This is a genomic window from Psychromicrobium lacuslunae (genome assembly GCF_000950575.1).
Taxonomy (GTDB): Bacteria; Actinomycetota; Actinomycetes; order Actinomycetales; family Micrococcaceae; genus Renibacterium; species Renibacterium lacuslunae.
This window is the reverse complement of the sequence record NZ_CP011005.1, coordinates 3,184,663-3,209,911: the sequence shown is the minus strand read 5'-3', so window position 1 is coordinate 3,209,911 and position 25,249 is coordinate 3,184,663. Positions and strand designations below refer to the sequence as shown.

27 protein-coding genes and 3 tRNA genes are annotated in these 25,249 nt (G+C 58.7%); 13 read left to right on the top strand and 17 right to left on the bottom strand.

Annotated features, from left to right (window positions below):
• Nucleotides 1-51 precede the first annotated feature (51 nt).
• From nadE to UM93_RS15185, 6 genes are all read left to right on the top strand, one after another.
• The gene (nadE, locus tag UM93_RS15210; protein ID WP_045076368.1) at nt 52-873 is read left to right on the top strand and encodes an ammonia-dependent NAD(+) synthetase; all 822 of its coding nucleotides are present in this window, start codon (nt 52-54) and stop codon (nt 871-873) included.
• Between the two features lie 66 nt (nt 874-939).
• Nucleotides 940-2,046: a hypothetical protein gene (locus UM93_RS15205; RefSeq protein WP_045076367.1), complete on the top strand. Its 1,107-nt coding sequence runs from the start codon at nt 940-942 to the stop codon at nt 2,044-2,046.
• A gap of 10 nt (nt 2,047-2,056) precedes the next feature.
• The gene (locus UM93_RS15200) at nt 2,057-2,746 is read left to right on the top strand and encodes an ABC transporter ATP-binding protein (RefSeq protein ID WP_045077580.1); all 690 of its coding nucleotides are present in this window, start codon (nt 2,057-2,059) and stop codon (nt 2,744-2,746) included.
• Complete coding sequence (locus UM93_RS15195; protein ID WP_045076366.1) at nt 2,743-4,356, top strand: DUF6297 family protein; 1,614 nt, start codon at nt 2,743-2,745, stop codon at nt 4,354-4,356. Before UM93_RS15200 ends, UM93_RS15195 begins: the two co-directional genes overlap by 4 nt.
• 28 nt (nt 4,357-4,384) lie before the next feature.
• Nucleotides 4,385-5,188: an exodeoxyribonuclease III gene (locus tag UM93_RS15190; RefSeq protein WP_045076365.1), complete on the top strand. Its 804-nt coding sequence runs from the start codon at nt 4,385-4,387 to the stop codon at nt 5,186-5,188.
• The gene (locus UM93_RS15185; protein ID WP_045076364.1) at nt 5,188-6,021 is read left to right on the top strand and encodes a DUF8083 family protein; all 834 of its coding nucleotides are present in this window, start codon (nt 5,188-5,190) and stop codon (nt 6,019-6,021) included. Before UM93_RS15190 ends, UM93_RS15185 begins: the two co-directional genes overlap by 1 nt.
• A 92-nt stretch (nt 6,022-6,113) precedes the next feature.
• On the opposite strand, the gene UM93_RS15180 is transcribed toward UM93_RS15185, so the two are convergent.
• The 6 genes from UM93_RS15180 to UM93_RS15155 form a co-directional block, all read right to left on the bottom strand.
• The gene (locus UM93_RS15180; RefSeq protein ID WP_045076363.1) at nt 6,114-6,557 is read right to left on the bottom strand and encodes a DoxX family protein; all 444 of its coding nucleotides are present in this window, start codon (nt 6,555-6,557) and stop codon (nt 6,114-6,116) included.
• A 247-nt stretch (nt 6,558-6,804) separates the two neighbouring features.
• Complete coding sequence (locus tag UM93_RS15175; protein WP_422784960.1) at nt 6,805-7,752, bottom strand: LacI family DNA-binding transcriptional regulator; 948 nt, start codon at nt 7,750-7,752, stop codon at nt 6,805-6,807.
• Nucleotides 7,753-7,874: 122 nt separating this feature from the next.
• Nucleotides 7,875-8,126 (bottom strand): hypothetical protein, encoded by a 252-nt coding sequence (locus UM93_RS15170; RefSeq protein WP_045076361.1) that lies wholly within the window; start codon nt 8,124-8,126, stop codon nt 7,875-7,877.
• Nucleotides 8,123-9,037 (bottom strand): carbohydrate ABC transporter permease, encoded by a 915-nt coding sequence (locus UM93_RS15165; RefSeq protein WP_082057185.1) that lies wholly within the window; start codon nt 9,035-9,037, stop codon nt 8,123-8,125. The genes UM93_RS15170 and UM93_RS15165 overlap by 4 nt, the downstream gene beginning before the upstream one ends.
• Nucleotides 9,034-10,062 (bottom strand): carbohydrate ABC transporter permease, encoded by a 1,029-nt coding sequence (locus tag UM93_RS15160; RefSeq protein WP_045076360.1) that lies wholly within the window; start codon nt 10,060-10,062, stop codon nt 9,034-9,036. The genes UM93_RS15165 and UM93_RS15160 overlap by 4 nt, the downstream gene beginning before the upstream one ends.
• 114 nt (nt 10,063-10,176) lie before the next feature.
• On the bottom strand, nt 10,177-11,472 hold the full coding sequence (locus UM93_RS15155; protein WP_045076359.1) for an ABC transporter substrate-binding protein: 1,296 nt from the start codon (nt 11,470-11,472) through the stop codon (nt 10,177-10,179).
• A gap of 146 nt (nt 11,473-11,618) precedes the next feature.
• Between UM93_RS15155 and UM93_RS15150 the strand changes: the two genes are divergently transcribed.
• The gene (locus tag UM93_RS15150; RefSeq protein WP_045076358.1) at nt 11,619-13,367 is read left to right on the top strand and encodes a glycoside hydrolase family 13 protein; all 1,749 of its coding nucleotides are present in this window, start codon (nt 11,619-11,621) and stop codon (nt 13,365-13,367) included.
• A 104-nt stretch (nt 13,368-13,471) separates the two neighbouring features.
• Here the strand turns inward: UM93_RS15150 and UM93_RS15145 are convergent, their stop codons facing one another.
• Genes UM93_RS15145 through UM93_RS15125 form a run of 5 tightly spaced genes read right to left on the bottom strand, consistent with a single transcriptional unit; the run spans nt 13,472 to nt 15,789 of the window.
• The gene (locus UM93_RS15145; protein WP_045076357.1) at nt 13,472-14,083 is read right to left on the bottom strand and encodes a hypothetical protein; all 612 of its coding nucleotides are present in this window, start codon (nt 14,081-14,083) and stop codon (nt 13,472-13,474) included.
• Complete coding sequence (locus tag UM93_RS15140) at nt 14,080-14,712, bottom strand: DUF6286 domain-containing protein (protein ID WP_082057184.1); 633 nt, start codon at nt 14,710-14,712, stop codon at nt 14,080-14,082. The genes UM93_RS15145 and UM93_RS15140 overlap by 4 nt, the downstream gene beginning before the upstream one ends.
• A complete protein-coding gene (locus UM93_RS15135) occupies nt 14,709-15,119 on the bottom strand; it encodes a hypothetical protein (protein WP_045076356.1) in 411 nt (136 codons plus the stop codon). Before UM93_RS15135 ends, UM93_RS15140 begins: the two co-directional genes overlap by 4 nt.
• Nucleotides 15,116-15,307, bottom strand: a complete 192-nt coding sequence (locus UM93_RS15130; protein ID WP_045076355.1) for a DUF2273 domain-containing protein — start codon at nt 15,305-15,307, stop codon at nt 15,116-15,118. The genes UM93_RS15135 and UM93_RS15130 overlap by 4 nt, the downstream gene beginning before the upstream one ends.
• Nucleotides 15,304-15,789, bottom strand: a complete 486-nt coding sequence (locus UM93_RS15125) for an Asp23/Gls24 family envelope stress response protein (RefSeq protein WP_045077576.1) — start codon at nt 15,787-15,789, stop codon at nt 15,304-15,306. The genes UM93_RS15130 and UM93_RS15125 overlap by 4 nt, the downstream gene beginning before the upstream one ends.
• Before the next feature lie 233 nt (nt 15,790-16,022).
• On the opposite strand from UM93_RS15125, the gene UM93_RS15120 reads away from it, so the two are divergent.
• Both UM93_RS15120 and UM93_RS15115 read left to right on the top strand, forming a co-directional pair.
• Nucleotides 16,023-16,229 carry a DUF6191 domain-containing protein gene (locus UM93_RS15120; protein ID WP_045076354.1) on the top strand — a complete coding sequence of 69 codons (207 nt, stop codon included), beginning with the start codon at nt 16,023-16,025 and terminating at the stop codon, nt 16,227-16,229.
• 126 nt (nt 16,230-16,355) lie between these two features.
• The gene (locus UM93_RS15115) at nt 16,356-17,825 is read left to right on the top strand and encodes an MFS transporter (RefSeq protein WP_082057183.1); all 1,470 of its coding nucleotides are present in this window, start codon (nt 16,356-16,358) and stop codon (nt 17,823-17,825) included.
• Nucleotides 17,826-17,840: 15 nt separating this feature from the next.
• Here the strand turns inward: UM93_RS15115 and UM93_RS15110 are convergent, their stop codons facing one another.
• Entirely contained in the window at nt 17,841-19,067 is a 1,227-nt protein-coding gene (locus UM93_RS15110; protein ID WP_082057182.1) for a S8/S53 family peptidase, read from the bottom strand.
• Between the two features lie 649 nt (nt 19,068-19,716).
• On the opposite strand from UM93_RS15110, the gene UM93_RS17770 reads away from it, so the two are divergent.
• Nucleotides 19,717-19,869, top strand: coding sequence for a hypothetical protein (locus tag UM93_RS17770; protein WP_157874173.1), 153 nt, complete (start codon nt 19,717-19,719; stop codon nt 19,867-19,869).
• A 163-nt stretch (nt 19,870-20,032) separates the two neighbouring features.
• Here the strand turns inward: UM93_RS17770 and UM93_RS15105 are convergent, their stop codons facing one another.
• From UM93_RS15105 to UM93_RS15085, 5 genes are all read right to left on the bottom strand, one after another.
• Complete coding sequence (locus tag UM93_RS15105) at nt 20,033-21,925, bottom strand: hypothetical protein (protein WP_045076352.1); 1,893 nt, start codon at nt 21,923-21,925, stop codon at nt 20,033-20,035.
• A gap of 243 nt (nt 21,926-22,168) precedes the next feature.
• Nucleotides 22,169-22,501, bottom strand: a complete 333-nt coding sequence (locus tag UM93_RS15100) for an Lsr2 dimerization domain-containing protein (protein WP_045076351.1) — start codon at nt 22,499-22,501, stop codon at nt 22,169-22,171.
• A gap of 172 nt (nt 22,502-22,673) precedes the next feature.
• A tRNA-Phe gene (locus tag UM93_RS15095) sits at nt 22,674-22,749 on the bottom strand.
• Nucleotides 22,750-22,798: 49 nt separating this feature from the next.
• A tRNA-Asp gene (locus UM93_RS15090) sits at nt 22,799-22,872 on the bottom strand.
• Nucleotides 22,873-22,916: 44 nt separating this feature from the next.
• Nucleotides 22,917-22,989 (bottom strand) — tRNA-Glu (locus UM93_RS15085).
• A gap of 198 nt (nt 22,990-23,187) precedes the next feature.
• On the opposite strand from UM93_RS15085, the gene UM93_RS15080 reads away from it, so the two are divergent.
• The 3 genes from UM93_RS15080 to UM93_RS15070 are packed head-to-tail and all read left to right on the top strand — an operon-like array spanning nt 23,188 to nt 25,179.
• The gene (locus UM93_RS15080; RefSeq protein ID WP_422784941.1) at nt 23,188-24,165 is read left to right on the top strand and encodes a DMT family transporter; all 978 of its coding nucleotides are present in this window, start codon (nt 23,188-23,190) and stop codon (nt 24,163-24,165) included.
• Nucleotides 24,166-24,215: 50 nt separating this feature from the next.
• A complete protein-coding gene (locus UM93_RS15075; RefSeq protein ID WP_045076350.1) occupies nt 24,216-24,782 on the top strand; it encodes a GNAT family N-acetyltransferase in 567 nt (188 codons plus the stop codon).
• Nucleotides 24,775-25,179 (top strand): metallopeptidase family protein, encoded by a 405-nt coding sequence (locus UM93_RS15070; protein ID WP_045076349.1) that lies wholly within the window; start codon nt 24,775-24,777, stop codon nt 25,177-25,179. The genes UM93_RS15075 and UM93_RS15070 overlap by 8 nt, the downstream gene beginning before the upstream one ends.
• Nucleotides 25,180-25,249: the final 70 nt, after the last annotated feature.

Genomic DNA, 25,249 nt, shown 5'->3' with positions numbered 1-25,249 from the left:
AGCCACAAGCCTGGAAACCTCGCCGAAACCTTGGGGTAGTAGTCTTTTTTTATGCGCGAACTACAGGCTGAAATCATTGCGGAATTGGGCGTCAAACCCACCATCGACCCGGCGGCAGAGATTCGGCGAAGAGTCGATTTTCTGGCTGAGTACGCCAAAGCCAGCCACACCAAGGGTTTTGTGCTGGGCATTTCCGGCGGTTTGGACTCCTCCTTAGCCGGTCGGCTCGGCCAGCTTGCGGCTGAGAAGCTCCGCGCCGAAGGCCTGGAAGCCAGCTTTACCGCAGTGCGGCTGCCGTACAACACCCAAAAGGATGAAGACGACGCGCAGGCCGCTTTGGACTTCATTAAGGCCGACCGCTCCTGGACCTTCAATGTGGCACCCGGTGTCGACGGCCTTGAGCAGGAATACGAAACCACCACCGGTGAGCAGTTGAGTGATTTCAGCAAGGGTAATATCAAGGCCCGAGCCCGGATGGTGGCACAGTATGCGCTGGCCGGCGAGCACAATCTGCTGGTGATCGGCACCGACCACGGAGCCGAGTCGGTGACCGGTTTCTTCACCAAGTTCGGCGATGGCGGGGCCGATATTCTGCCGCTTTTCACCCTAAATAAGCGCCAAAACCGGCAGCTATTGAAGGAACTTGGCGCCGCCGAACGAATCTACACCAAGGTACCAACCGCGGATCTACTCGACGGCAAACCGGGCCGCACGGACGAGGATGAACTGGGCCTCTCTTACGACGATATCGACGACTATCTGGAGGGCCGTGAGGTGGCGGTGGAGGTCGCCGAGCGAATCGAGAAACGCTACCTGACCACCCGACACAAGCGCACCGTACCGGTCTCACTGCTCGATAACTGGTGGAAATAACTGCCTGCTCGGCGACTATGGCCAATCAGCGAACAGTCGTCTAAGCGACGACTAACTTAGTCAATAATGGAAAAGTTCACTCTCTTCAAACGCCCCGAATCAAGCGCCGTCGGCATCGAGGCGCGGGCATCCTTGGTCGCACTGATCGCGATGATCACCTTCACGCTGATCCCGCTACTGGCGTTCTGGGGCCGCCGTCCCGCGCTGTCCGGCGATGGTTCGGTGGGTCTGTGGGCCAGCGTTGGCGCCGCACTGGTCAGCGTCACGGTATTCAGCGTCAGCTATCTCCGTTCGCTGCGCGGCCCGAAGGCTGGTTGGTTGCGCCGCACAGCCCTAGCCCGACGCATCTTGGATGTCTCCGCCCTAGCTTTCGCGCACGCCGCAATCGCTTTCATGGTCTTCCAGGCAGTGTTCTATATTTTCCAAAATGCCTTCACCGGACTGACTCTGGACGCGCTGGCGGGCGGTCTATTTGTCGGCGTTAGCTGTGCGGCCAGCGGCTACGCCGTCTACCTCTCAGGCAGTCGGATTACCACCTATTCGCTCTCCAATATTCTGGCCGCATTCCTGGTCAGTGGGGCGCTCACCGCGATGATCACCACCGATAATCCCGGCTGGTGGGAGATTAACTTCAGCGTGCTGGGCGCTAGCGACAGCGGGATTTCGGCCTACGCTTTCAACACCACACTGATTGTCTCTGGGCTGGTGATTACCACGCTGGCTTCCTATATGACCCAGGACTTGCGGCGCTGGAGCCGACTACGAGGCTCCTCAGGTACCAAGGCGACCACCGTGCAGTGGGCGTTGGTGCTGCTCGGTATCCTGACCGCCGGGATCGGCCTAGTGCCGGTCGACGTCGCGATGCCGATTCACAACACCTCGGCGATCGGCATGATCGTGATGTTCCTGGTGATCGTCAGTTGCTTACGTTCCTGGATTCCCGACTTTCCGGCCAGCTTCTTCCTCACTTCCTACGTGATCCTGGCCGGCATGGCGCTCTCGGTGTTCTTATTCTGGCCGCTTGCTTACTACAATCTGACCGGCTTGGAGTTGGTCGCAACCGCGCTGATCTTTGGCTGGCTGGTGCTCTTTATCCGTAATATTGCAGCATTGCTCGAGGACACCGAACAACCAGCGATCGCCGGGGCCAAGCCAGGAGGCGAGGGAACGTAGGATGGGCTTCATGCCCCAAACAGTTGCCTCGCTCAATGTCGCCGACCTCAAAGTTGGCTATGGCAAGAAACAAGTCTGCGGAGAGATCTCCTTCAAGGCCGCCGGGGAGGCGCTCGCCCTGGTCGGCCCCAATGGTGCTGGCAAATCCACGGCGCTACGCACAGTGGTCGGCCAGCTGAGCCCACTCGCCGGCAAAGTGCTGCTGAACAAGGCTGTCATCGATGATCGCAGTGCCGACTTTCGACGTTTAGCGGCCCTGGTCTTCGATGACGACGCATTCTTCCCTGAGCTCACGGTCGGCGAGCATCTCACCATGGTGGCCGCCGGGCACGGGGTCAGTGACCCGGTCGCGGCAGTCGACGCCGAACTGGATTTTTTCCAGCTGACCGAGCACGACCATGCCCTGGTGACGAGTCTTTCCTCCGGCCAACGGCGTCGTCTATTACTCGCCTCTGCCTTTGTTCGGCCACGCCGTTTGCTCGTTTTAGATGAGCCAGAACAACGTCTGGATACTCAGATGCGGCGTAGCCTGGCCCAACGCATCGCACAGTGCGCCGCTGCCGGCGAAACGGTGCTGCTGGTGACTCACGACCCAGAGTTTCTGACCACCGCCGCACGAAAAGCGCTCTACATCGCCGATAAAGTCGAAAAGCTCAGCGCCGGCCAAGCCGCCGAGCGGATTCAAGCGATGCCGGCATGAGCGAACCAATCGCGGAGGCGCCACTCAGCCACAATGCTGAGCAGCACGATGAGCTCTCCGCCGGTGAACTGCGCCGTTATATTCGCAATGCCCCGCTGAGCCGCCAGACAGTGGGTTTCTCCTCACTGTTCGGGGAAATCTACACCACAGTCTTCGGCATTGTGGTGCTGCTCGTCGCGGCCTACTCCTTGATAGCTAATATTCGCAGCAGTTACCTCTCGGATCATGCTGGCAGCGCCAACCAGCTGGTGCGCCAGCTCGATCCACTGGTCCCCGGGCAGCTTGCCTGGGCGGTGGTGTTGCTCGCCGCCTTCGCTGGCAGCACCCTTTTGGTCAGTCGGCTTGGACCAGCGCATCTGGACACCCCGCACACCCAGTGGTTGCTACCACTACCGGTATCGCGGCGCGCCTTGCTCCGACCGGCGGTACTGCGGTCGGCAGGCATTATGACGGCGGTGGGCGCCGCCGCCGGAGCTGCGTTGGCGATCCTGGAATCCCCTGAGCTGAGCATCGCCGCGATGGCACTCACCATGGCTAGCACCGCCGGGTTATTTCTGCTCGGTTTCGGCCTGGCCCAACTTGGCCAGAATCAGTCAGTCGGCAAGCTACTCGGTCAGTTAGCACTCGGCCTGCTAGCCGTCTTGGCAGCTCTCGGCCTCGCCGCCACCCTCGGTTTACCGGTATTGGGAAGCTGGCTTCTGTTTTTACCTAGCAGCTGGCCGGTGCTGGCGAGCGCTGGCCAGCTGTGGCCCGCGCTGCTGCTAGCGGTCGCTATCGTACTGTTGGTCCTGGTTCTATTCGGACTACCTCGGATCCTGACCAAATCGCTGCGCGAACACTCTGCGCGCGCGTCCTTAGTCCGAAACAGCATCGTCTCAATGGACTCGGCCTCGCTAGCAAGTTCGCTGGGCGGTGCCGAAAGCACCGGAGAGCGGCGCAGTCGGCGAAAATTCGTGCTGGCCTCAGAGCCCGCAGCGGTGCTGCTCCGGGCTGATGCGCTGCGTTACTTGCGGCATCCCGGCAGGCTGGTCTGGATAGCCGCACTTGCCGTGCTGCCCGCCGTCGGTAGAGCTTTTATCGGCGGTAGCAGTTCCTGGCCCATCGTGGTGTTGCTCTTGCTGTGTGGTTTACTTGCCACCGCCGCGGCGTCGAATCCGCTGAAACTCAATGCACTCAACCCGATCCTCGACGAGCTATTGCCGCTCGCACCAGGCACGGTTCGCAAGCTGCATGCCGTGGTTCCGGCTACGCTGCTCACCGGCTGGGCGGCGCTCAGCTTCGGTCTGCTCTGGCTCACCGGGGCAGGCTCGCTGACCCTTTTTATCGCTGGCGTTGTAGCCGGCCCTGCACTTGCTGGCGGCGCGCTGCGTGGTGCCTTTAAGAAACCCGCTGACTGGAGCCAACCGGCAATTGCTACTCCGAGCGGAGCGCTACCGGCCGGAGTAGCGGCACAGTTGCTGGCCGGACCGGACCTAGCCGCAATTGTGTTAGCACCGACGATTATTAGCCTGATCGCGGGGGCCGCCGCCGATTTGCTGCTGCCTATTCAGGTCGCGCTGAGCGCCATCGTGCTACTCGTAGTGACCAGGGACCGAAAGTCCAGCAAATAGAAAGTGACAGAACGGGTATCTTGGAAGAGTGAAGATTGCGACTTGGAATGTGAACTCTCTGCGGGCCCGGGCTGATCGAGTTGAGGACTGGCTGCGAACCACCGACGTCGACGTGCTAGCCATCCAGGAGACCAAGTGCAAGGACGAAAACTTTCCCTGGGAGCTGTTTGAGAATAACGGCTACGAGGTGGCTCACTTCGGTTTCAGCCAGTGGAATGGTGTCGCGATTGCCTCCAAGGTCGGCCTGGACGACGTCGAACGCACCTTCCCGGGACAGCCAAGCTTTGGCAAACCCGGCACCGATCCCGAGCAGGAGGCGAGGGCGATCGCCGCGAGCTGCGGCGGCGTGCGAATCTGGAGCCTCTACGTGCCGAACGGTCGAGCCCTGGATGACCCGCACATGCCTTATAAACTCGAGTGGCTGCGAGTGCTGAACGAGGAGGCCAAGGGCTGGCTGGCCAGCAATCCGGAGAATCAGATCGCACTGATGGGTGACTGGAACATCGCCCCAAAGGACGAAGATGTTTGGGACGTGCAGTACTTCCTCGATGAAGGACTGACCCACATCAGTGCCCCGGAACGCGCAGCTTTTCAAGCCTTCGAAGAGACCGGTTTTGTCGATGTGGTTCGGCCGCAACACCCCGGCCCCGGTGTCTACACCTACTGGGACTATAAGCAGCTACGCTTCCCCAAGAAGGAAGGCATGCGCATCGACTTTGTGATGGCATCCCCCGCCTTAGCGGCACGGGTTACCGACACTCAGATCGACCGCGAGGAACGCAAGGGGAAGGGCGCTTCCGATCATGCCCCGGTGATTGTCGAGCTAAGCTAGTGGCCGCCGAGCTGTATCTAGGCCACAGCAACCTGCCCTATCTCTCGGCACTGCGGCTTTACCTGCCGCTGGAAAGCTTCCATGAGCCCGAGCAGCAGCTCATTCAATTCAATGCCCCACCGCCAGCGGAACGCATGCGCGCAGACTTGCAGGAACTCGGAGATTCGCTACGCCGGATTATCCGAGCCGAGCCGTTCCCCGGGGCGAGCAGTGAGCGGGTGCGTAGCTTGCAGATGTCTGAGCAGGATCCGGTGCTGTTCAACCTCAATCAGGTGCTGCCCAGGTCGTTGACTGCGCTGGCCGAATTGCGTGCCGGCAGCACTGCGCGGCTGGCCAACGCGGTGTTCTCCACCGAGCTCTTCGACGACGTCGAGCAGAAAGTTCACGACGGTGCCACCGGTCAGCTAATGCTGACCCGATCCTCAGGCTGGGGGATCCCGTTTGGCTGGTTTGTGATGATCACGGAATCCGACCGTACCGAAGTGGTGGAATCTCGCAGTCGGGTCATCACGGTGCGGGTTCAGGTTCCGGTTCCGGTCGCCCAGCAACGGCTCCAGGACGCAATTGAGAACCTTGAAAACTCCGCTCCCGACCTGGACTTGCTGGAGGAACTGCGCGATCTGGCCGCTTGGCTTTCCGGAGTGAGCGGGCAGGCCGCCGTCGAACTCGACTACGGTGCGATCGCTGATCGGATCTATCCGGATGAATCCCCCAGCGATGTCCGTCTCGGTCTGGAGTGTCTGGCCGAGGGAGACCTGACCGGTGCGGCCGCCGCTTATCGACGACTGGCTTCGCGCTGGATTCCGATCCGACAACTCTCCCGCGCCTCCTAAGGCTCCAGCTCCGCGGCCCTTCCGGGAGGTCCGCGATAGCCCTTCACCTCGAGCTATCGCGGACCCGTTTTGATGCCGGGGACCGAGCGCCGCTAAGCCAGTACCGCCCGCAGTCGCTTATTGCGGCTGAACACTGCGGCGTCGAGACTGAATTTGCCAGCTCCGGTGAGCGCTAAGGTGCCTGCCATCGCGCCCAGCGCCAACACGTATTCATAGCCACCGGTGGCGGCGAAGAAACCTTGCGGGACATGCACCAGGAAAGCCGCGCCGATCATATTGGCTACCAGCAGCACCGAGATGGGTCGACTAAGTAGGCCGAGGATCAGCGCAATTCCGCCGAATAGCTCGAGGCCCGCGATGAACGGCCCTATGAGTTCTGGGGCAAAAACTCCCATCGAGCGGAAGCCTTCTACCGTATTCGGGATTCCTTCGTTGAACTTCTGCCAGCCGTGCATGATGAATATCAGCCCGGTCACCACCCTGAGCAGGACCAGTCCGATCTGTGCCGCATTGTTATTGTTCGCTGCCTTCGCCATGGGGCGTACTCCTTTAGTCAATAGGCTGAGGATGTCTCATGGACTCCGCATAACACCTACGACTACGCGACGCGCAGTTGCAAAGTTCACCGCAAGTCGGAATTGACAGTCTTTTCCCAGCTTGGCGTCGGCTGGCTTCCAGTTAGCGTTTCCGCTCGAGCTGGTAACCCCTGTCGGACCCGACTGCCCGGCTCGAGTGGCCAGCTGCCCGGCTAGCACACTGAAAAACTGATCGCCAGCAAGAACCCTAAGCTAGGGGCGCGGCAGTGCTACCGCGTTTCACCAGTTGGAACGGGGCCGCCACGCTGCGCACCGCATCGGCCTTGCCCGCGAGTTCATTGAGCAGCATCTCAGCGGCCAAGCGGCCCTGCTCTACCGGGTCCTGGGCCACCGTGGTGAGCCCAGCTGCCGCGGAGAACTCGTGATTGTCGATGCCAATCACCGAAAGGTCCTGCGGCACCCGAATACCGCGGCGCTGAGCTTCCATCATCACTCCGAGCGCCATTTCGTCGGAGGCGCAGAAGATCGCCGTCGGCTGCTCCCCCGGCGCGTCGAAAAGTCTCCGCGCGGCGCTCACCCCGCCTGCCACAGTGAACTCGCCATCCACTTCCCACTCCGGGCGGAAGCGCAGACCGGAATTCACCAAGGTCTCCTCAAAGGCTTTGTCACGCAGCTTAGGTACCTCAAAATTCAGCTCGTTCTTATCCTCTCCCAGCACCTGCGCAATGCGCTGGTGACCCAGCTCAATCAAATGCTGGGTGGCTAGTTTGGCCGCCTGATAATCATCAATACAGACCTGATGAAAGCCCTTCACCGGGCCGCCCACCGCAATCAGCGGAATTTCGGTCAAGTGCAGATGCTCAAGCTCAGAGGGCAATAACGCGAGGCAAAGTACCACCAGCGCATCAATCTGCTTGCGCAACATGGTGTGCTCGAAAAGCCGTTCTCGGCCACCACCGTAGCCACCAAGGTTGATCAACATCAGATTGTATTGATTCTGCTGCAACACCAGGTCAACACCCTCAATAGCGCGGGAAAAGAACCACCGACTGACATAGGGTGCTAGCACGCCAATGGTCCTGGTGCGCCCGGTAGCCAGCCCGGAAGCAGCCGAGGAGGCGACGTACCCCATCTCGGTGGCAATCGCTAAAATCCGCGCCCGAGTCTGCGGGCTCACCCTCGGCAAACCACGAATAGCCCGTGAAACGGTTGCGGTGGAAACGTTGGCGGCTGCCGCGACATCCTCAATACTGCTTGCGATGATGAGCTCCTGTGTGCGCTGTTCCCGTGATGCTAATAATTACCGGTGAGCGGCCCTCATTCTCTGCCTTGCCGGTCGTCGCGGCGCTGCACCCTGACACGAAGCCTCAACAAACCGAACAACACCAGCACGGCGGTGGCCAATACCAGAGCCCAGCCTAGCGCGGAGCCACCGCTAAGTTCTTGCCAGATGACGGTGATGAACAGAATGAGCGCCCAGAAGCCGATGAACCCAATGCCAATATCCAACTGCTCGGCCGCTCGACTGCGCGGCGCCCGGCTACTTGGGCGCAACTGCTGGGAACTCATTTCACCCCGCCCGCGGTCAGACCGGCAACGATCTTGCGCTGGAAGATTAACACCAAAATCACCAACGGCACGGTGACAATGGTGCCCGCCGCCATCACCGCGGTGTACGGCTCCTGATGCGGCTGGGCCCCGGCGAAGGAAGCAATTGCCACGGTAACAGTCTTCGTCGCGTCGTTGGAAAGCTGGCTGGCAATCAAAAACTCATTCCAGGAAGCGATAAACGCCAGGATCGCGGTAGTGAAAATCGCCGGTGCAGCCAGCGGCATAATCACCTTGCGGAAGGCCTGCCCCTGAGTCGCACCATCCACCCGAGCAGCTTCTTCAAGTTCCCACGGCATTTCCCGGAAGAACGACACCAGGGTGTAGACGGTGAGCGGCAACACGAAGGAGATATTAGGCAGAATGAGCGCCTGGTAGGTGCCGATCCAGCCCCAGTCGGTGAAAAGCTGGAAGAGCGGGGTGATTAGCGCGACGCCCGGGAACATCGAAGCGCCCAAGATCATCCCCAGAATCACGAACTTAAAGCGGAAGTTCAATCGAGCCAAGGCATAGGCCGCGAAGACACCGACCAGTAAGCCGATCAGGGTCACCACCACACCGATCAGCAGGCTATTGAACAGATTCAGTGCGAAATGGTTGCCGCGATCTTCGGCGAAGGCGGTCACGAAGTTGTCCCAGGTGGCTTTGCTCGGCCAGAAGGACATTTCGAAGGTGGAATCCGAAGGTCGGAAGGCGGTCACCATCATCCAGTAGAACGGCGCCAAGCACCAGAGCACAATGACCAGAGCGCTAATGTAGGTCCTCAGCTGGGACCAACGATTACGGTTGCTGGATCTTGAGTTCAGCGGGATCTCCGGACCTTTTGAGGCGACATCGGAAGCGGAAACTGCTTGCAGTGGCTGGGTACTCATTTCGCGCCCTTCCGTTTGCCGGTGGAGGATTGGAACGCATTCGCGCCAAGGAATCTGACGAAAATGAAGGCCACCAGGAAGATAATGATGAAGGTGATGGTGGAAAGCGCCGAGGCTGAGTTATAACCCTGCCTGATTTGCTGCACCACCAGAATCGACAGCGTATCGGTGTTATTAGCGCCACCGGTCAAGATTGCTGGCAGATCGTACATCCGCAAGGCATCGAGGGTGCGGAACAAAATAGCCACCATCAGTGCGGGTTTAACCATCGGCAGAGTGATCATCCGGAAGCGCTGCCAGGCGTTCGCGCCGTCGACTTTGGCGGCTTCGTAAACTTCGGCCGGAATCATTTGCAGGCCGGCCAGAATGAGCAAGGCCATAAACGGCGTGGTTTTCCAGGTGTCCGAGATGATGATCGCCCATTTCGCGGGCCACTCGGAGCCAGTCCAGAGAATCTGGGTGCCGAGCATCTTATTGATCACGCCATCGAAGGCGAACATGAAGAAGAACAGCTTAGCGGTCACCGCAGTGGGGATAGCCCAGGGCACCAGGATCGCGGCGCGGACCAGACCACGACCGCGGAAGGTGCGGGCCATAATCACTGCCATCCAGAAACCAATCACCGTCTCCAGGGCCACCGTGACAACGGTGAAGAAGAAGGTGTTGCCGGTCGCCGACCAGAACTGGGCCCCCAATTGTCCGGGCGCGCAGGCCGCTGTGCCGCCACCGGGCGCAGCACACTGTTGGAACAGCCAGGCAATGTAGTTGGTAAAGCCTGCTGGGCCGCCCTGGGCGAAGAAGCCGTTGGCGTCCAGCCCAGCGTCTTTGCTGAAGGACATCACCACGGCGGAAACAATCGGGTAGCCAATCACTACCGCCAGCAAGATCAGGGTGGGCGCTAGTAGCCAAGCTGCCCAGCCATTTTGTAGCTTTTCCGGGCGGGCGGAGGGGTCTTTTTTCTTGCTTCGACGCTTGGTATCAAGCGCTTCATTCTCTGGATCGGTGTCATGTGCAGCGACGGACATGCCCCCTCCTTCAATCCCGCACGACAGCGTGCAGGCTAGGCCTCAACGTTAGTGGTGATGCTGGTTGGTGCGGCAGGTCCCCCCAGGGCTGCCGCACCAACCAGCTAAGTGGCGCTATTTCACGCCAGCGGACTGCATAGCAGTCTTGATATCGGCAATCGCTTGATCAACCGCTTTCTCGCCCTTGATGGCCGCATAGGAATTGTCTTGAATTGCCTTGGTAACTGCGGGGTAGAACGGCGTCACCGGGCGCGGTACCGCGTTCTCAATCGAGGTCTTGAGCACCGAAAGGTACGGCAGCTTCTTCGACAGTTCAGGATCGTCGTAGACCGAAGCCAATACCGGGGCCGCCGAAGCCTGAGTGACGTAGAACTTCTGAATCTCCTCGCTGGTGACGAACTTCAAGAAGTCCAGCGCGGTGGCCTTGTGCTTGGAGTAGACGCTAATGCCAAGGCTGTGGCCACCGAGGGTGGAGGCACCCGGGCCATCGGCGCCAGGCAGCGGAGCGACACCAAAACTGGTCTTCACCTTTGAAGTGGCATCGGTGGAAGCCAGGTTATAGACATAGGGCCAGTTGCGCAGGAACAGCAGCTTACCGTCTTCGAAGGCCTGACGTCCTTGCTCTTCCTGATAGGTGATGGCTTGCTTCGGGATATCGCCGTTCTTATAGGCGGTGACCAGGTTCTGCAAGCCAGCCTTTGCCTTATCAGAGTCAATGGCGACCTTGCCATCATCACCAATGATCTGGCCGCCGGTGGAGTTAATCGCTTCCGAGGCATTCACCGTCAAACCTTCATACTGGGCGAACTGACCGGCATAGCAGTCAATGCCCTTAGCCTTCGCCACCGAGGCACACATGCTCATCATTTCGGCCCAGGTCTTCGGCGGGGTGGGCACCAAGTCCTTGCGATAGTAAAGCATGCCGCCATCCGAGGTCTGCGGGGCAACGTAGAGCGTATTGTTATAGGTCGCGGCCTTCACGGTAGCTGGCAGGAAGCCGTCGGTCTTCAATTCCATCTTGCCGGTCAACGGCTGCAGCCACTGCTTGGCGGCGAACTCCGCAGTCCAGATCACATCGACGCTCATCACGTCATAGCTGGCATTCTTGGTCTGCAGATTCTGCACCAGATCATCGTGCTGCTGGTCCGCGTTATCGGTTTGCTCCTTGAGCGTTACCTTCTGGTCGGGGTGCGCAGCATTCCACTTATCCACGATCGGCTGGGCAACATTGGAGTTGTCCTTGCCCTGGATGTAAGTGATCGGGCCTCGTCCGTCAAGGTTGGCGGCGGCATCTCCGCTCAGTCCGCCAGCGTCGCCACTGGGCGAACTAGAACTACCGCCGCAGGCGGTGAGGCTGATCGCCAGCACGCCCACGGTCAGCGCCGGGGCGAGTACTTTGGCTAACTTCATACTCATACTCCTCATTGAGATATCGGACCGTAGCTTTGCAGACGCTGTTAAGAATCTGAGAAAACCCGGTTGAGTGATGTGGCTCATCCTAGTAACGTGTGCAAAGAAAGTGCAAGCGTTTACGCAAATCTACTGAAAGGCGATTCGTGAGCCAGACCACATTGCAGAGCCCAGCTAGCGACCTCGATCAGAACTGGTGGCGGGACGCGGTGATCTACCAGGTCTACCCACGCTCCTTCGCCGACGGCAACGGCGATGGGATGGGCGATCTGCGCGGCGTCACCTCCCGGCTGGACTATCTGAAGGATCTAGGCGTCGACGCCGTCTGGCTCTCGCCGTTCTACCGCTCGCCGCAGGCCGATGCCGGATATGACGTCTCCGATTACCGCGAGGTGGACCCCTCCTTCGGCACGCTGGCTGATTTCGACGAGATGCTGCGCGCGGCTCACGCCTTACAACTGCGAATCATCGTCGACCTGGTGCCGAACCATACTTCGGACGAACACAAGTGGTTTGTCGAGGCCCGTCAAGCAGCTCCCGGCTCGGCCGCCCGCGAGCGCTACATCTTCCGCGAGGGCAAAGGCGAGAACGGCGAATTGCCACCGAATAACTGGCAGTCGATCTTTGGCGGCGACGCCTGGACCCGGTTGATTGAGCCGGACGGCACCCCCGGCCAGTGGTACTTGCACCTCTTTGACACCAAACAGCCGGACCTCAATTGGGAGAACCCCGAAGTTTGGGCAGAAATGGAATCCGTGCTGCGGTTCTGGTTGGATCGCGGCGTCGACGGCTTCCGCGTCGACGTGGCGCACGGCATGGTGAAGGCTGAAGGCCTGCCTGATTGGGCTGGTGCGGCAGCAATGGTGGAGGGCGAACAAGCGGATGCCGAAGATGCTGGGGACGCCGAAGCTGTTGCTGAAGGTCATATGAACCCGCCCTCGCCGTTCTTCGACCAAGAGGGCGTGCACGAGATCTACCGCGCCTGGAACAAGGTGCTCAAGGAATACGACGGTGACCGGATGCTGGTCGCCGAAGCCTGGGTAGAACCGGTGGAGCGCTTGGTACGTTATATCCGCCCGGACGAAATGCAACAGGCCTTCAACTTCGAATTCCTGCTAGCGGGCTGGGACGCTCAGCGAATGGCGACCGCAATCAGCGGCTCCTTAGCCGCAGTGGAAAGCGTCGGCGCTCCGAGTACCTGGGTGATGTCCAATCACGACACCGTTCGACACACCAGTCGTTACGGTTTGAGCGTACCCACCAGTTTCCCCAAAGGCATTAGCCCGGAACAGGAACAGCCGGATGAAGCCCTGGGCCTCCGTCGAGCTAGGGCGGCAGCCGCGGTGATGCTGGCGCTGCCAGGCTCTGCTTATATCTACCAAGGCGATGAGTTAGGACTGCCCGAACACACCACCTTGGCCGCCGATTTCCGGCAAGATCCGGCGTTCGCCCGCACCAAAGGTGCCGAGACCGGCCGTGACGGCTGCCGGGTACCGTTGCCCTGGTACGCCGATGAAGCGAACTACGGCTTTAGCCATGGCAATGCCGATCCCGCTGAGCCTTGGCTGCCTCAGCCAGAAGCCTTCGCTCGTTACGCGGCAGACCAGCAAGACGGTACCGCTGGTTCGACCCTTGAGCTCTACCGTTCAGCGCTGGAGTTACGCGCTGAATATCGGCTGGGAGCGGGCACATTGAATTGGGCCGCTGTGCACGATCCGGCCGCTGGCGTGCTGGCTTTCGAGAACAATGGCGTGCTGGTAATGACTAACTTCTCCGAACAGCCGGTAGCTCTACCGGCCGAATTACTAGAGAATCACGCGGTTCGGTTGCGCAGCGAGAGCTCGGCCCTGCTTGGCGAAAAACTTGCCGCGAACAGCACCATTTGGCTTGCTTAGCCAGAGCCAAATAGCCGGATTTCTGGCTAAGAAGCTAACTTAATAATTCGATGCCCCGGCCGCCCAGCGGCCGGGGCATCGAATTATCGAAAGATAGATTCCGCTTAACGCACCCGCTCAGCCCTAGTAAATCTGACCCGAGTGCCCGAAGCGATGCTAAGTAATACCGGAGTTCGCTGCCCAAGGCTGAGGTCCAGCGCCTGGACCAGTGCTGAAATCTCAGCGCTCAATTGATGCGGCGCAACACCCTGCCTGGGCATCACTCTGATCTTGAGTCCGGCTTCACCTTTGATTTCATAGCTGGCGATGGTCGCGCCGAGCAGATCAGGCCGCTCAGCCAGAGCCTGGCGCAGCAATTGTTCGGCCACACTGCCGTTGATCGAGACCAGGCCTTCGGCTTCACCACTCTCATCGTCGGCGGCCAAAATGCTGGTCCTGCCCTTGCCTTGACTGGCTACCCAGACGATCATCAGGATAATCAACACCACCAGGACGACAGCGACACCGATCCAGAGCAAGCTACCGCCCTGGCCCGGCAGTGCGGTCTGCGCGGCGAGATCCTGAAGCTGAGTGGTCAGCGGCGCGGCCCAACCTTGCCACCATTGGGCAAAGCTCGGCACGGCAGCGAGCGCGACGGCCAGCCCGCCGGCCGCCAGCAGGATCAGTCCAAAAAGTCCGAGTAAGAACCGATTGAGCCCCCGTGGTGTCTCATTCAAACCCCGATCACCCCCGAAGCGGCCAGGTTGACCCGGACTTGCGGCATTGGCGAGAGCTGCATTTTTGCCAGCTCTGCCTCAACTGCTGCTTGAATCTGTTCGGCTGACAATGGCACGCCAGAAGTGGGTCGCACATTCACCACCACGGAGCGCTGACCGACAACCACCATCACCTGTTCTTGGGTCACCCCCGCTGCTAAGCGAGCACGGCGAGCGAGAGCCGAAGCCAGTACCTCATCCTCAACCACCACGAAAAGCCGAGAATCAGGCATCGTGTGCCGAGCTCGCTTACCTGGCAACACAGCGCTGAGAAAGAACACTAAGCCGGCGAGCAGCAGAACCCCGCCGATCACGCCGAGCAGCAGCGGATTGATCCCTTCCGGAAGGTGTGCCAAGCGATTCAATGCGGTTTGCGGGTCGATCAGCCAAGCCGGCTGGTTCACAATCCGCAACCCACATTCCAACAACCCGTAAAGCGCTAGAACGATAATCACGGAGGCCGCAACACCGGAGAGAATCGAACGCGCGGAATGTAATTCGCGTTTGACCACCCGGTCCATTCTCAAGGTACTTTCCGGCACCGCTAGGGTTTCGGAAGGTGACTGCGGGCCAGCATCCTCCACACTCATTGCACTCTCCCCCGTCCCTGGCCAGTGCCGTCAAATCGCACCCCGGTGACTCTGATATCCACCCGAGCCACATCGGAACCAGTCAGTCTCGCCACTGTTTCCAAAACGTGTTGCTTCGCCTTGATAGTGCGGTTCCACACCGAGCTGGAGGTCACCTCAAAAGGCGGCGCCTCGGTACTATTGCGGAGCAGTGTGGCCAGAGGTGAGATAAGAATCGGGGTAGCGAGTGAGATTGCCAGCCGACCCGCTGCATCGCTGAAGCTAACCCTGATCTCATTCATCTGAACGCCAAAGCTCTCGGCCGCAGCAGCCTGTGTCACGGTGCTAAGCGCTGCGGTGCTGATCCGATTGTGACCGGCGTAGCTCACCGAATTGTCGAGCTCGGGACTGACCAAGCCCGCTGTCATGATGAAGAGCGCCGTCCGGTAAGAGCGTCAATAACCCCCCGCAAATCGAGCTTTCCATCCATGGCACGGCCAAGAATCGCGCCAATAGCAATAAAAATCAAAGCTATTAGAAAGGCCCAGAACCCGAAAGCGAAGGCCATAAAGGCCAGGAACGCCCCAACGCCCATGCCAACTAGGGTGTAATTCATACCGTCTCTCCAGTTGCTGATCGATCTTGCGGGTTTGGGTCCTTAAAACTTGCGGCAAGCCGCTCGGTGGCCTTCACTGGCGGCTTAGCAACGCCCGGCGACTTAGCCGAGTCACTGTCGGCGACATGCACATCGTTGACCTCGACGTTGACCTCGATCACCTTCAGCCCAACGAGTTCCTGGACAGCATGGTAGACCGCCTCGCGAACCTGGTTGGCGAGCGCTTGCAAGGGCACCCCGTATTCGGCAACCAAGGAGACATCCACGGCGACCTCGGAGGTACCGACTTCGGCGCGAATACCCTGCGAAAGGTCGGTGGCACCCACCACGTCTCGAATCGCGCCGATGGCGCGAGCCGAACCGGAGCCCAAGGAGTACACCCCGCTAACGCCGCGCGCCGCGATTCCAGCGACTTTGGTCACCGCGGCGTCCGAAATGACGGTACGGCCACCAGCTTGCGAGAGCTCGCTTGCTCCGTTCACCGCACCAGCGGACTGTCGCTCGGCGCTGCCGCCGCCTTCTTTCAGCGAATCGCTCACGAATGCCTCCTCAGCTTCGCCCCATCAGTTGGTCTCTTTACCAAGCCTACTGCCCGACAGGCCCTTGCGGATGGAGGTGCCGAATTCAAAAGACCCCTGTTCTAAAGCAACACTGTCCAGCAGACTAGGACTAGAGCGGCTAAGAGATGAGAAGTGCCTGAAGGAAAGGAGCCGGAATGAGTAATGGGCTCGGTGGCGCCTTCGGCTCGATTGACTCCATCTTCAATCCTGGGCGGGCCCACCAGTTGGAGGAAGAAGCTCGGCAGTTGATTTTGCCAGTCACCGTCGACTCTCCGGATAAGTCCGGTCATGGTATCGAGATCGACCTTGATGCCGGCGTTGCGGTGATCCGGCAGCCGTTGGATGAATCCGAGCCGGGATGACTTTGCTGCTCCGACCAGGCGATATGACGTCTTAAGACGAGAAATCAAGACAGCAAGAGGCGATTTTTGTCGCCCCAGTCACACCCTCTTGACCTGAAGTTAACTTGAGATTCTAAATTTGCAGTCATGACCGAATCTACAATCTCTCAAGACCCGCCTGCCGCAAGCACTCCGAGCTCTGCCAAGAAGACCCCAGCTGCCGGCAGCTGGGGTGATCTGCTCGGACCAGCACATCTGGCGGCAGCCCTCGTGCTGGCCGGTGGTGTCGCACTTTATGCAATGAATGTCTACGTCACGGCGGCGTTGCTGCCGTCCGCCATTGGCGAGATCGGCGGCGCCGAGTACTACGCCTGGGTGGCAACCTCATTTCTGACCGCCTCCGTGGTCGCCTCAATGCTGGTCAACCGGCTGCTCAGTTCATTAGGCCCGTCACGGGCCTATCTCACTGCCTTCCTGATCTTCGGAGCCGGGGCGCTAATCAATGCCCTCAGCCCCAATATGGAGTTGTTCCTGGTCGGCAGGATCATCCAAGGCATTGGCGGTGGCCTGCTCACCGGCCTCGGCTTCGCGGTGATTCGTACCGCACTACCAGCCAGACTATGGACCAGGGCTGCCGGTCTAGTGTCTGCCATGTGGGGCGTAGGCAATTTGATCGGCCCTGCCCTGGGTGGCTTGTTCGCCCAGTTCGGCCTCTGGCGTTGGGCCTTTGGACTGCTAGTGGCAGCTGCCCTGGTGCTTGCCTTCCTCTCGCGCAAGGCACTGCCACACAATAGCGAATCGCATCTCAAACATCCGCCGCTGCCCCTGCTCTCGCTGGTCTTGCTCACCCTAGCCGCGGCTATCTTCAGTGTCACCTCGGTACTGCCCAAGGGGATCTGGACAGTGCTTGGCATCGTTGCTGGGGTATTGCTGATGGCCGGTTTCATCTGGCGGGAAAGGGTGGCAAAGGCCACCGTGCTGCCCAAACTGAGTTATCTCAAGGGAAATAGTCTGAAATGGATCTACCTGAGCTTGGCAGCGCTGAGCGCCGGCGCAATGACGGAATCCTTCATCCCACTTTTCGGCCAAGAGCTCGGTGGCATGATCCCACTGCTCGCCGGTTTCCTCGGTGCCGCCCTTTCGGTCGGCTGGACTGTCGCGCAGCTGTTCAGCGTCAACCTCAGCACTGATGCGTCCAAACGGGTGGTCCGGTTAGCTGGCCCGCTGGTACTCGCCGCTGGTTTAGCCAGCTACGGTTTGCTGCAACAAGCCGGCGCCGGACCTTGGCTGGTGGTGCTATGGGCGATCATCCTCTTTGTCGCCGGAGCCGGCATCGGCTCGGCATTCCCGCACTTCAGCGTCGCCGCGATGAGTAGCACGGATGACGAGGATGAGGGCCAGAAGGCGGCAGCGGGAATCAGCACAACACAGTTGATCGCGAATGCCGTCGCCTCAGCTTTGGCAGGCATCCTGGTCAGTCTCGGCGCACCGTCGATGATTGATTCGGCCAGGCTAATGTCATTCGGCATTGCCGCGGTCGCGCTTATCGGTTTCGGCACCGCGATTGCCTCGGTTCGCGGCTCCCGGCGATCGCAGCTGACCAGCGCTGAGAAGTAGCTGGCTAACGAGCTGTCAAGGCGTGCGGTTGAGCGCGGCGGGGAGGTTTACCACTTTCGCGCTCAACGAGGCATAGTTCGAGTCGGCCCCGGTGAGGGCGCGGCCGCTACTCTGCAGCAAGCGAAGCAAGGAATCTACGCTGGGAGCCTTGCCGAACTTCTGCCGGAGCACAGCAAAGACTCCGGCTACCTCAGCAGAAGCGAATGAGGTGCCAGCCGCCGGAGTCAGGCCAGAACTTTGATAAGGCACCAGCAAGGTGTCATGGGCTAAGTAGTTTCCCTCACCGACCGGCGCATAAAGCTGGATACTCCAGTCAACATTTGAATACGAGGTGAGCACGGTTGGTGTGGCGAGGCCGGTGGCGCCAACCCTAATGATGTTAGAACCGCAGCTCCAGCCTCCGATGCCCACCCCGCCATCGTTACCGGCTGCCATGATGACCGCCACGCCCTTAGCTTTGAGAGTGGCAGCTATTGCATTGATTCGGACCGCATCGGCGGTGCAGCTAGACCCGCTTGGCCTGAAAGTTCCGGCGACGGAGAGGTTCACCGCAACGATCTTTGATCCAATGTCTTGCCTGGTCAATAGTCCATTATTGACGTAGTTCAGCGCGTCGATAACCGATTCAATCGGCCAACCGGTGCTGCTGCCGGTGCCGCCACCAACTTTAATCGCAAAGACTGAAGCCCCTTTTGCCGCACCAACCGAATAGGACAGTTCGGTTGCGCTTTCCCAACGAGTGGCCTGCCGACCATTAATGGTTCCGGCCGTGGCGGTACCGTGAAAGTTATGGCAGAACGTCTGGCTAGCAGGCTCAATACAGCTACTCACCGGGGAATTTGATGGTTTAGAGCTTCCCGCTAAGGCAGAAAAATAGTAGCCAGTGTAGGGATTTTGCGCCAGTGGCCGACGCACGAAGTTATTGGTATTGCAGAGCGAGGGCCAAGGTGTGGTGCCGACCGGTTGGCCAAAACAGGCTTCGCCAATGATGTTTAAGTACGGGTTCTCCGGGTGAAATGCCCCGTCGATATCGACCACCACGGTGCCCGATCCGTCGTAGCTGGCCCCGGCTGCGTCTGGATAACTGCCCAGCACGGAACCACCGAGATTAAAGGCGACAGCAGTCCTGGCCAACCAAGGATCGCTGCTAGCACCGAAAGCCGGAACGGCGCCAACGGAAATACCGAAGGCTACAGACAACGCCAGAGTAGAAATAATGAGGGGTATTTTTTTAAATCTCATCGAGCCAGCCTCCAGAGGAAATCGCGCAGCTGGCCACCTCTCACCAACCGCTATACATCCCCCAACAACTCGAGTACTGATAATTCTATCTCACTTAGCCAGTGTCGCCAAGGGTTTTCTTGGCGAGCACAGCGAGGGCGCAAGGCTAAGACCGGCGATTAATCAACGTATAGGCGCCACCTAGGTGCTCGGCAAACGATCATTATGACCAGGCGAAACAGTCTGAGGCTCCCTCAGCTAGCAGGCTCCGCAGCGAAACTATGCGTTTCAAAGTTCAGTGAAATAGTACGTAATTGAAATTTTCCGCAGATTTAATATTAACTTTCGAAAACCCTATTCTCTTTTCAAAAACCTTGAAGTAGCTTTTAACTGCCACCGCAAGTGGCTCGGGTAATAGGTATATTTTCTACCATGTGGAATAACTTTCCGCACGGTCGGTTTCTCCTGAAACCGACCAACGGGAGGTCAGTCGGGCCTGCTTTGCCCGGACTGCCAATCGTGGCAGGAACATATCGAAAACTCGAGTTTTGCCGTCGATATACAAGACCGCCAGAAAGGCCTGATGGTCTTGTGAATCGACAGTTGAATGACCCCGGCCGCCCCCAAGGTCTGGGTAGGTAGTCCCCCCCATATAAATTCAAGGTTAGGAATGAATATGCTTCACACTATCTTCCAGGTTCTCGCCCAACTCGCTGCTGCAGCAGGTCAGGCTACCGCTGATGTGATTGGTGCCATCGCCCACACCCTTGGTCTGAGCGTTGACTTTGTTGTTTCGCTGCTGAAGTCCCTGGGCATTCTCTAAAGACTGCCTCAAGAGAAGTGGCAGGGTGGGCGCCCACCCTGCCACTTCTCTTTTGTCTTTATTTTGTCAGCACTTTGGCTGTGTTTTGCTTGTATTTCGCCCTATTCACCATCCGCTCAACCTTAATTCAAGATGACCAGCTGAGCTTTCACGATGGCTCACTTCAGGTGTGAGAGACGGAAACGCCGGAAGCGGTGACTCCGGAGACACTCACCACGGCTGAACCAGCAGCACTAGCGGGAAGCAGTACCGCAAACTCATGACCGCCTGGGATAGCAATCAGGGTAGGTGCACCGACCGTGTTTCCGGCAATCATCTGAGCGGCAGCATACTTTTTGCCGCTGCCGAGCGTTACTGAAATATTTTCCTTCTTGGCTAGCAGCGCAGTGATCTTCACCAAGCTACCGGATTGGCCAACAGCAACCTGGAAACGCTGGGCAGTCGTTGCGCTACGCTGCGAAGGCAGGGCAGGGGCCTTAGCCCAGACCGAATCTTTGCCACAGCTAATCAGGTGCGGTTTCAGGTTCCCGGGCTCTTCAGCCAGGCCAAAAGAGGGCAAGAAACCAATCAGCGGTGTCGGCGCGACGCACACGCCGCTGCTACCGAGGTTGTTGAGCCGAGCCTCGACTTGGCCGCCAACTCCCAGTAAGGCCGCTTGGCCCGTTGCCTTGACGCCAAAGGACTTATCCGACTCAATTTCGCCGACGATCTTGGCCTGCACCAGCGAAGCCCCCAGAACCGTCAGGTCACCTTTACCAATGAGCCGAACACGCCCCAACTGCTGCTTCACCGCTGCCGACTCCTGCGCCGTTGTCACGACCTGGATCGGCCCATAACTGGCCTGCTGTAGTCCCAGACAAGCCACTCCATCAAATTTCACCGCATTGCTCAGAATGGGCGTGGGGACTTGAAAGTCCAACTCCCCGCGCAAAGATCCATTGAGAATGGAATCGGCCTGACATTCTGAATCGGTAAACGAACCAATACCAACTTCCGCGGTGCCATGAAGACCCAGCGGCCCTAATACCGGAACTGTCGGTCCGAGCACTCCGCCGAGCTTGCCCCGAAGCCCGAAGGGGACCAGCCTGACACCCGCACCGACATCGGTGATATCAAAGGGTAAGCCGGCCAAGCTAGTCAGGCCAAGGGTGCTCAGCAGCGGGATGTTCTTAACATCAAAATTGACCCCGCGCGGACCCGCCAGCAAGGTATTCCCCCAGTAAAGATCGGCATAAATGCCGTCCGAAGAGGCTGCCGCCCCAGCCAACAGCTTGGGATTGAGATATCCGGAGAGTTTCCATTGTTCGACGCCGAAGTCGTTGACCTTCCGCAACTCCGCCGAACCGACGGGCAGCAGGGCCAGCACCGATTTACTAGGGTCAAAGCCCAAGACGGAACCGCTCAGCGAAATTTTTGTGCTGTCGAACTTCAGCGAAAATGTTCCGGGCTGCACCTTACCGACACTGCTGCTGCTATTGGAGGCAGCAGCCGAAAGGCGAACACCGGAGTCAGCATTGATCGGCACCAGATCAATCAGCGTCGAGGCAATCCCGCCGAGGTTCTGCTTGACCTTTTCCTTGAGGTAGTTCATGTCGAAGGCACCGGTAACGGTGGACGTATCGGCGTTAATCTGGAGATTCAGCTTGCTTGGTGCGAGCGAAGACAGATCAGTGAAAAAATCCTCCTGCGCCAAAATCGGCTTGAAATCTGCAATGGTTACGGTTTGATCTTTCGCACCGAAATCAAGCGAACTGACCGAGGAGCTTAGCTGCGCGCCTCCCCAGCTCGCGGTGGCATCCTGAGCTACCGAAAGAACTTTCCCAGTGTTGCGATCGAGGCTAATGGCAGCGCTGCCCGGGTTGATCTTGATGCCTGAGATTTCGAACGGTTCGCTCAACGACAATTGGTTTCCGTTTTGGCTGGCACACCCAGCCAAAACGGCTTTGCCAACCGTCTGCGATGAGCATTGCTGAGCTGAAGCCGGTGCCGCCCCGATGAGTGTCGCGGATATCACCACCGCGAGGCTCAGTGCTGAGATAGAAGTTTGCTTAATCACTCTGACGCTCCTTAGAAGAAGTAGCTACTTTGAAGTAACTAGTGACCATATTTAAGCACCAGGAATGAATGCGATAACTAAAAATATTAGGAATTCATCATTTTAAGGGTCAGCATGAGGTAAACCTTCAGCCTGCTTTCAGGAAAAACAAAGCTGAAGATCTGCTAGCGCCAGAATTAAGCAGCTTAATTCTTAGAAACCACTCTAGGTAAATGCGAGCACTTGCTTGCTCGCCCTCGCAAGCTAGGAATGCGCCTTCGCATAAGCCTCATGGTGCTCAAGCTTCATCCTGCCGGCCTTTGACACCGCGAAACCATTTTCAAGGAGCCAGCTCCGCTTAACGGTAACCGGAACTTCGCTGGCCGGAAGTGAGTTTGAAGCGCCTTGACGAGCCCTACGGACCCTTCTTGATTTCCTAAGATAGGGTGCCAGAATTCTCATAAACTCCGAGGCATTGGCTCCGGAAAGGTCGATCTCATAGTCAAGACCTTCAAATCCAAAACGGACGGTCCGCACATCGTCGACGACTTCCCCAGTCAAGTCGTCGATATGCTCAATTACTTCGCGCTGCGCCATTCTGTTCCCCCAATTTATCTAAATGTTTCTTCAAAATTTTAGACTTATATTTCTTTAGTCACCAGGTTGTGTCAACTTTGTATCAAAGTGAGATGACTGAGATGAGCCGGGAACTTACTCATCGCTACAGAAACAATAAACCCCCGGATCCATAGGAATTCCGGGGGTTTGCTGGTGGCTCCGACCGGCGTCGATCCGGTGACCTTTCGATTTTCAGTCGAACGCTCTACCAACTGAGCTACAGAGCCTTGGTGCCTAAAAATCAACAGCGCACCGGATTCCTTTTAAGGAACCTAGCGACCCTGACGGGACTTGAACCCGCGACCTCCGCCGTGACAGGGCGGCGCGCTAACCAACTGCGCTACAGGGCCTTGCATTTTTGCAAGAGTTACAGCTTACCAGCTATTTTCTTGCGTACCCCCAACGGGATTCGAACCCGTGCCGCCGCCGTGAAAGGGCGGTGTCCTAGGCCGCTAGACGATGGGGGCATCGGACACCTCTTTGGCGATCGGCTTGACCCGAACACTCCCGAAGTGGACCTATAAAACTATAGGGCCTAACAGTTGATTCCACCAAACCGACCCTCCAGCCAGCTCAAAGGATCCAGCGAAAGGACTCGGTGAATCAGGACATAGGCTGTCCGGAAATCGCTAGCCTGCCGGCTTCAGAGGACATAGCTTTATCTGGTGAAAGATGCAGAGCTCGAGCTGGAGCAGCCAGCATTGCCGCCAGCGAAACAGACAGCGAAACAGACAGCGAAACGAACAGCAAAACAGACCAGCCAAGGCCTAGCACTGTTCGCGGTGGTGATCACCTTACTGCTTTGGGCCTCCGCCTTCGTGGGGATCCGAATCATCGGGGCAAACTACTCGCCCGGTGCACTGAGTCTCGGCCGGCTACTTATCGGCACTCTGGTGTTGAGCTTCTTTGCGATACCGACCTTGAAAAAACTACCCAAAGGCTGGTTGACCTGGCGCACCGGCTTCGCAATTTTCGCTTACTCGTTGATGTGGTTCGCTGGCTACAACGTCGCGCTGAACACCGCAGAACAGCATTTGGACGCCGGCACCAGCGCCCTGCTGATCAATATCGCGCCGATCCTCATCGCCATCTTTGCTGGCATCTTCCTGCGCGAGGGCTTCCCTCGCTGGCTGGTAATCGGAGGCGTGGTTTCGCTGGCTGGGGTGGCTCTCATCGCCCTCGGCTCCGGGCAGCGAAGCAGTGTCGACCTGTTGGGCATTGCGCTATGCCTGCTAGCGGCGGTTTTCGCGGCTCTCAGTGTGATTATCCAAAAACCGGTGTTGCGCTCGATTAACGCGGTGCACGCCACCTGGCTGGGGACCGGCATTGGGGCGATCTGCTGTCTGCCATTTTCCGGCGAGCTGATTGCTGCAATTGACTCAGCACCAATCGGCAGCACCCTCGGGGTTGTCTATCTCGGCATCTTCCCGACCGCCATTGCTTTCACCAGCTGGGCCTACGCACTCTCCCGCTTCAATGCCGGTCAGCTAGCCGCATCAACCTACTTGGTACCCGCTATCACGGTGCTCATGTCGTGGGTTTTACTCAACGAAACCCCCACCGCTTGGGGCTTCATCGGCGGATTCGTCGCCCTGCTCGGGGTCGCCATCACCCGGATTAGACCACGAAACCGACTGGACTAAGCCGAAAGGCCAGTCGAATCCGGGCCGGGCGAGTCCCCTAGGCTTGAGGCATGCATAGCAGCACACCGGAGTACCAGATCCGGGCACCTCGCCCAGCTGAAACCCGCTTAGTCGATCAGCTGGTCAACGCAGCCTTCGCCGATTCCGGCAGTACCGTGACCAACCTGGTCCAGCAGATGCGCAGCCTCTGGCGAACGGACCGCGGCTTCGAACTAATCGCCAGCACCTCTGAGGGCGAGGTGCTAGGACATATTGGCTTTAGCCGCGGCTACCTAGATGCACCGGAACGCTTGCATCATGTTCTGGTGCTGAGCCCGCTAGCCGTCCAACCAAGCAGCCAGGGCCGAGGTATCGGCTCCACGCTGGTTCGGACCGGGCTACAAGAAGCCACCGAGCGAGGCTTTGATCTGGTCTTCTTAGAGGGAGAGCCCGGGTTCTATCCACGACTAGGGTTCGTGCCGGGCGGCGCCGCTGGCTTCCGCAAGCCCTCGGTGCGAATTCCTGATGCTGCCTTTATGGTGCGACACCTCACGCCGGTCGCTGAATCGCTCAGCGGGACCCTGATCTACCCTGAGATTTTCTGGGAGACCGACACAGTGGGCCTCCGCGATGCCTAACCCACTAGCTGGCATGCCGCGCTTCGGCCGCTATGAAATGCCCCTCGCCGAATTTGAGCGCGCTGTGGATGACGCGGTAGCGCAGATTCCGCCCGACCTCGCCGCCTCAATAGACAACGTCGCCATCGTGGTGGAGGAGCGCTATCTTCCCAGCCCTAACGAGGACCCACGACTAGTGCTACTCGGTCTCTATCAGGGCGTCCCGCTCACCGAGCGAACCGAGTGGTCTGGCATTGGCTCGCTACCCGACAAAATCAGCATCTACCGACAAGCCATTCTGGATCTCTGCCACAGTCGGGAGGAGGTGGTCGAGCAAATTCTGATCACCGTGATCTACGAGGTCGCTCACCACTTTGGCATCGACGACGAAACCTTGCACGAGCTTGGCTGGGGCTGAAGAAACTGCAAAAAATTTTCGCGACACGCCGTGTCTCTTCGGGGTAAATGACAACGGTGTTGTTTAAGTT

Excerpts from the sequence above, each read along its gene's own strand:
- UM93_RS15075 (WP_045076350.1), top strand. The coding sequence starts at position 24,216 with ATGCATAGCAGCACACCGGAGTACCAGATCCGGGCACCTCGCCCAGCT.
- UM93_RS15205 (WP_045076367.1), top strand. The coding sequence starts at position 940 with ATGGAAAAGTTCACTCTCTTCAAACGCCCCGAATCAAGCGCCGTCGGC.
- UM93_RS15115 (WP_082057183.1), top strand. The coding sequence starts at position 16,356 with ATGACCGAATCTACAATCTCTCAAGACCCGCCTGCCGCAAGCACTCCG.
- UM93_RS15070 (WP_045076349.1), top strand. The coding sequence starts at position 24,775 with ATGCCTAACCCACTAGCTGGCATGCCGCGCTTCGGCCGCTATGAAATG.
- UM93_RS15180 (WP_045076363.1), bottom strand. The coding sequence starts at position 6,557 with ATGGCGAAGGCAGCGAACAATAACAATGCGGCACAGATCGGACTGGTC.
- UM93_RS15135 (WP_045076356.1), bottom strand. The coding sequence starts at position 15,119 with ATGACAGCGGGCTTGGTCAGTCCCGAGCTCGACAATTCGGTGAGCTAC.
- UM93_RS15165 (WP_082057185.1), bottom strand. The coding sequence starts at position 9,037 with ATGAGTACCCAGCCACTGCAAGCAGTTTCCGCTTCCGATGTCGCCTCA.
- UM93_RS15120 (WP_045076354.1), top strand. The coding sequence starts at position 16,023 with ATGAGTAATGGGCTCGGTGGCGCCTTCGGCTCGATTGACTCCATCTTC.
- UM93_RS15100 (WP_045076351.1), bottom strand. The coding sequence starts at position 22,501 with ATGGCGCAGCGCGAAGTAATTGAGCATATCGACGACTTGACTGGGGAA.
- UM93_RS15170 (WP_045076361.1), bottom strand. The coding sequence starts at position 8,126 with ATGAGTTCCCAGCAGTTGCGCCCAAGTAGCCGGGCGCCGCGCAGTCGA.
- UM93_RS15130 (WP_045076355.1), bottom strand. The coding sequence starts at position 15,307 with ATGAATTACACCCTAGTTGGCATGGGCGTTGGGGCGTTCCTGGCCTTT.
- UM93_RS17770 (WP_157874173.1), top strand. The coding sequence starts at position 19,717 with ATGAATATGCTTCACACTATCTTCCAGGTTCTCGCCCAACTCGCTGCT.
- UM93_RS15195 (WP_045076366.1), top strand. The coding sequence starts at position 2,743 with ATGAGCGAACCAATCGCGGAGGCGCCACTCAGCCACAATGCTGAGCAG.
- UM93_RS15110 (WP_082057182.1), bottom strand. The coding sequence starts at position 19,067 with ATGAGATTTAAAAAAATACCCCTCATTATTTCTACTCTGGCGTTGTCT.
- nadE (WP_045076368.1), top strand. The coding sequence starts at position 52 with ATGCGCGAACTACAGGCTGAAATCATTGCGGAATTGGGCGTCAAACCC.
- UM93_RS15160 (WP_045076360.1), bottom strand. The coding sequence starts at position 10,062 with ATGTCCGTCGCTGCACATGACACCGATCCAGAGAATGAAGCGCTTGAT.
- UM93_RS15155 (WP_045076359.1), bottom strand. The coding sequence starts at position 11,472 with ATGAAGTTAGCCAAAGTACTCGCCCCGGCGCTGACCGTGGGCGTGCTG.
- UM93_RS15140 (WP_082057184.1), bottom strand. The coding sequence starts at position 14,712 with ATGAGTGTGGAGGATGCTGGCCCGCAGTCACCTTCCGAAACCCTAGCG.
- UM93_RS15200 (WP_045077580.1), top strand. The coding sequence starts at position 2,057 with ATGCCCCAAACAGTTGCCTCGCTCAATGTCGCCGACCTCAAAGTTGGC.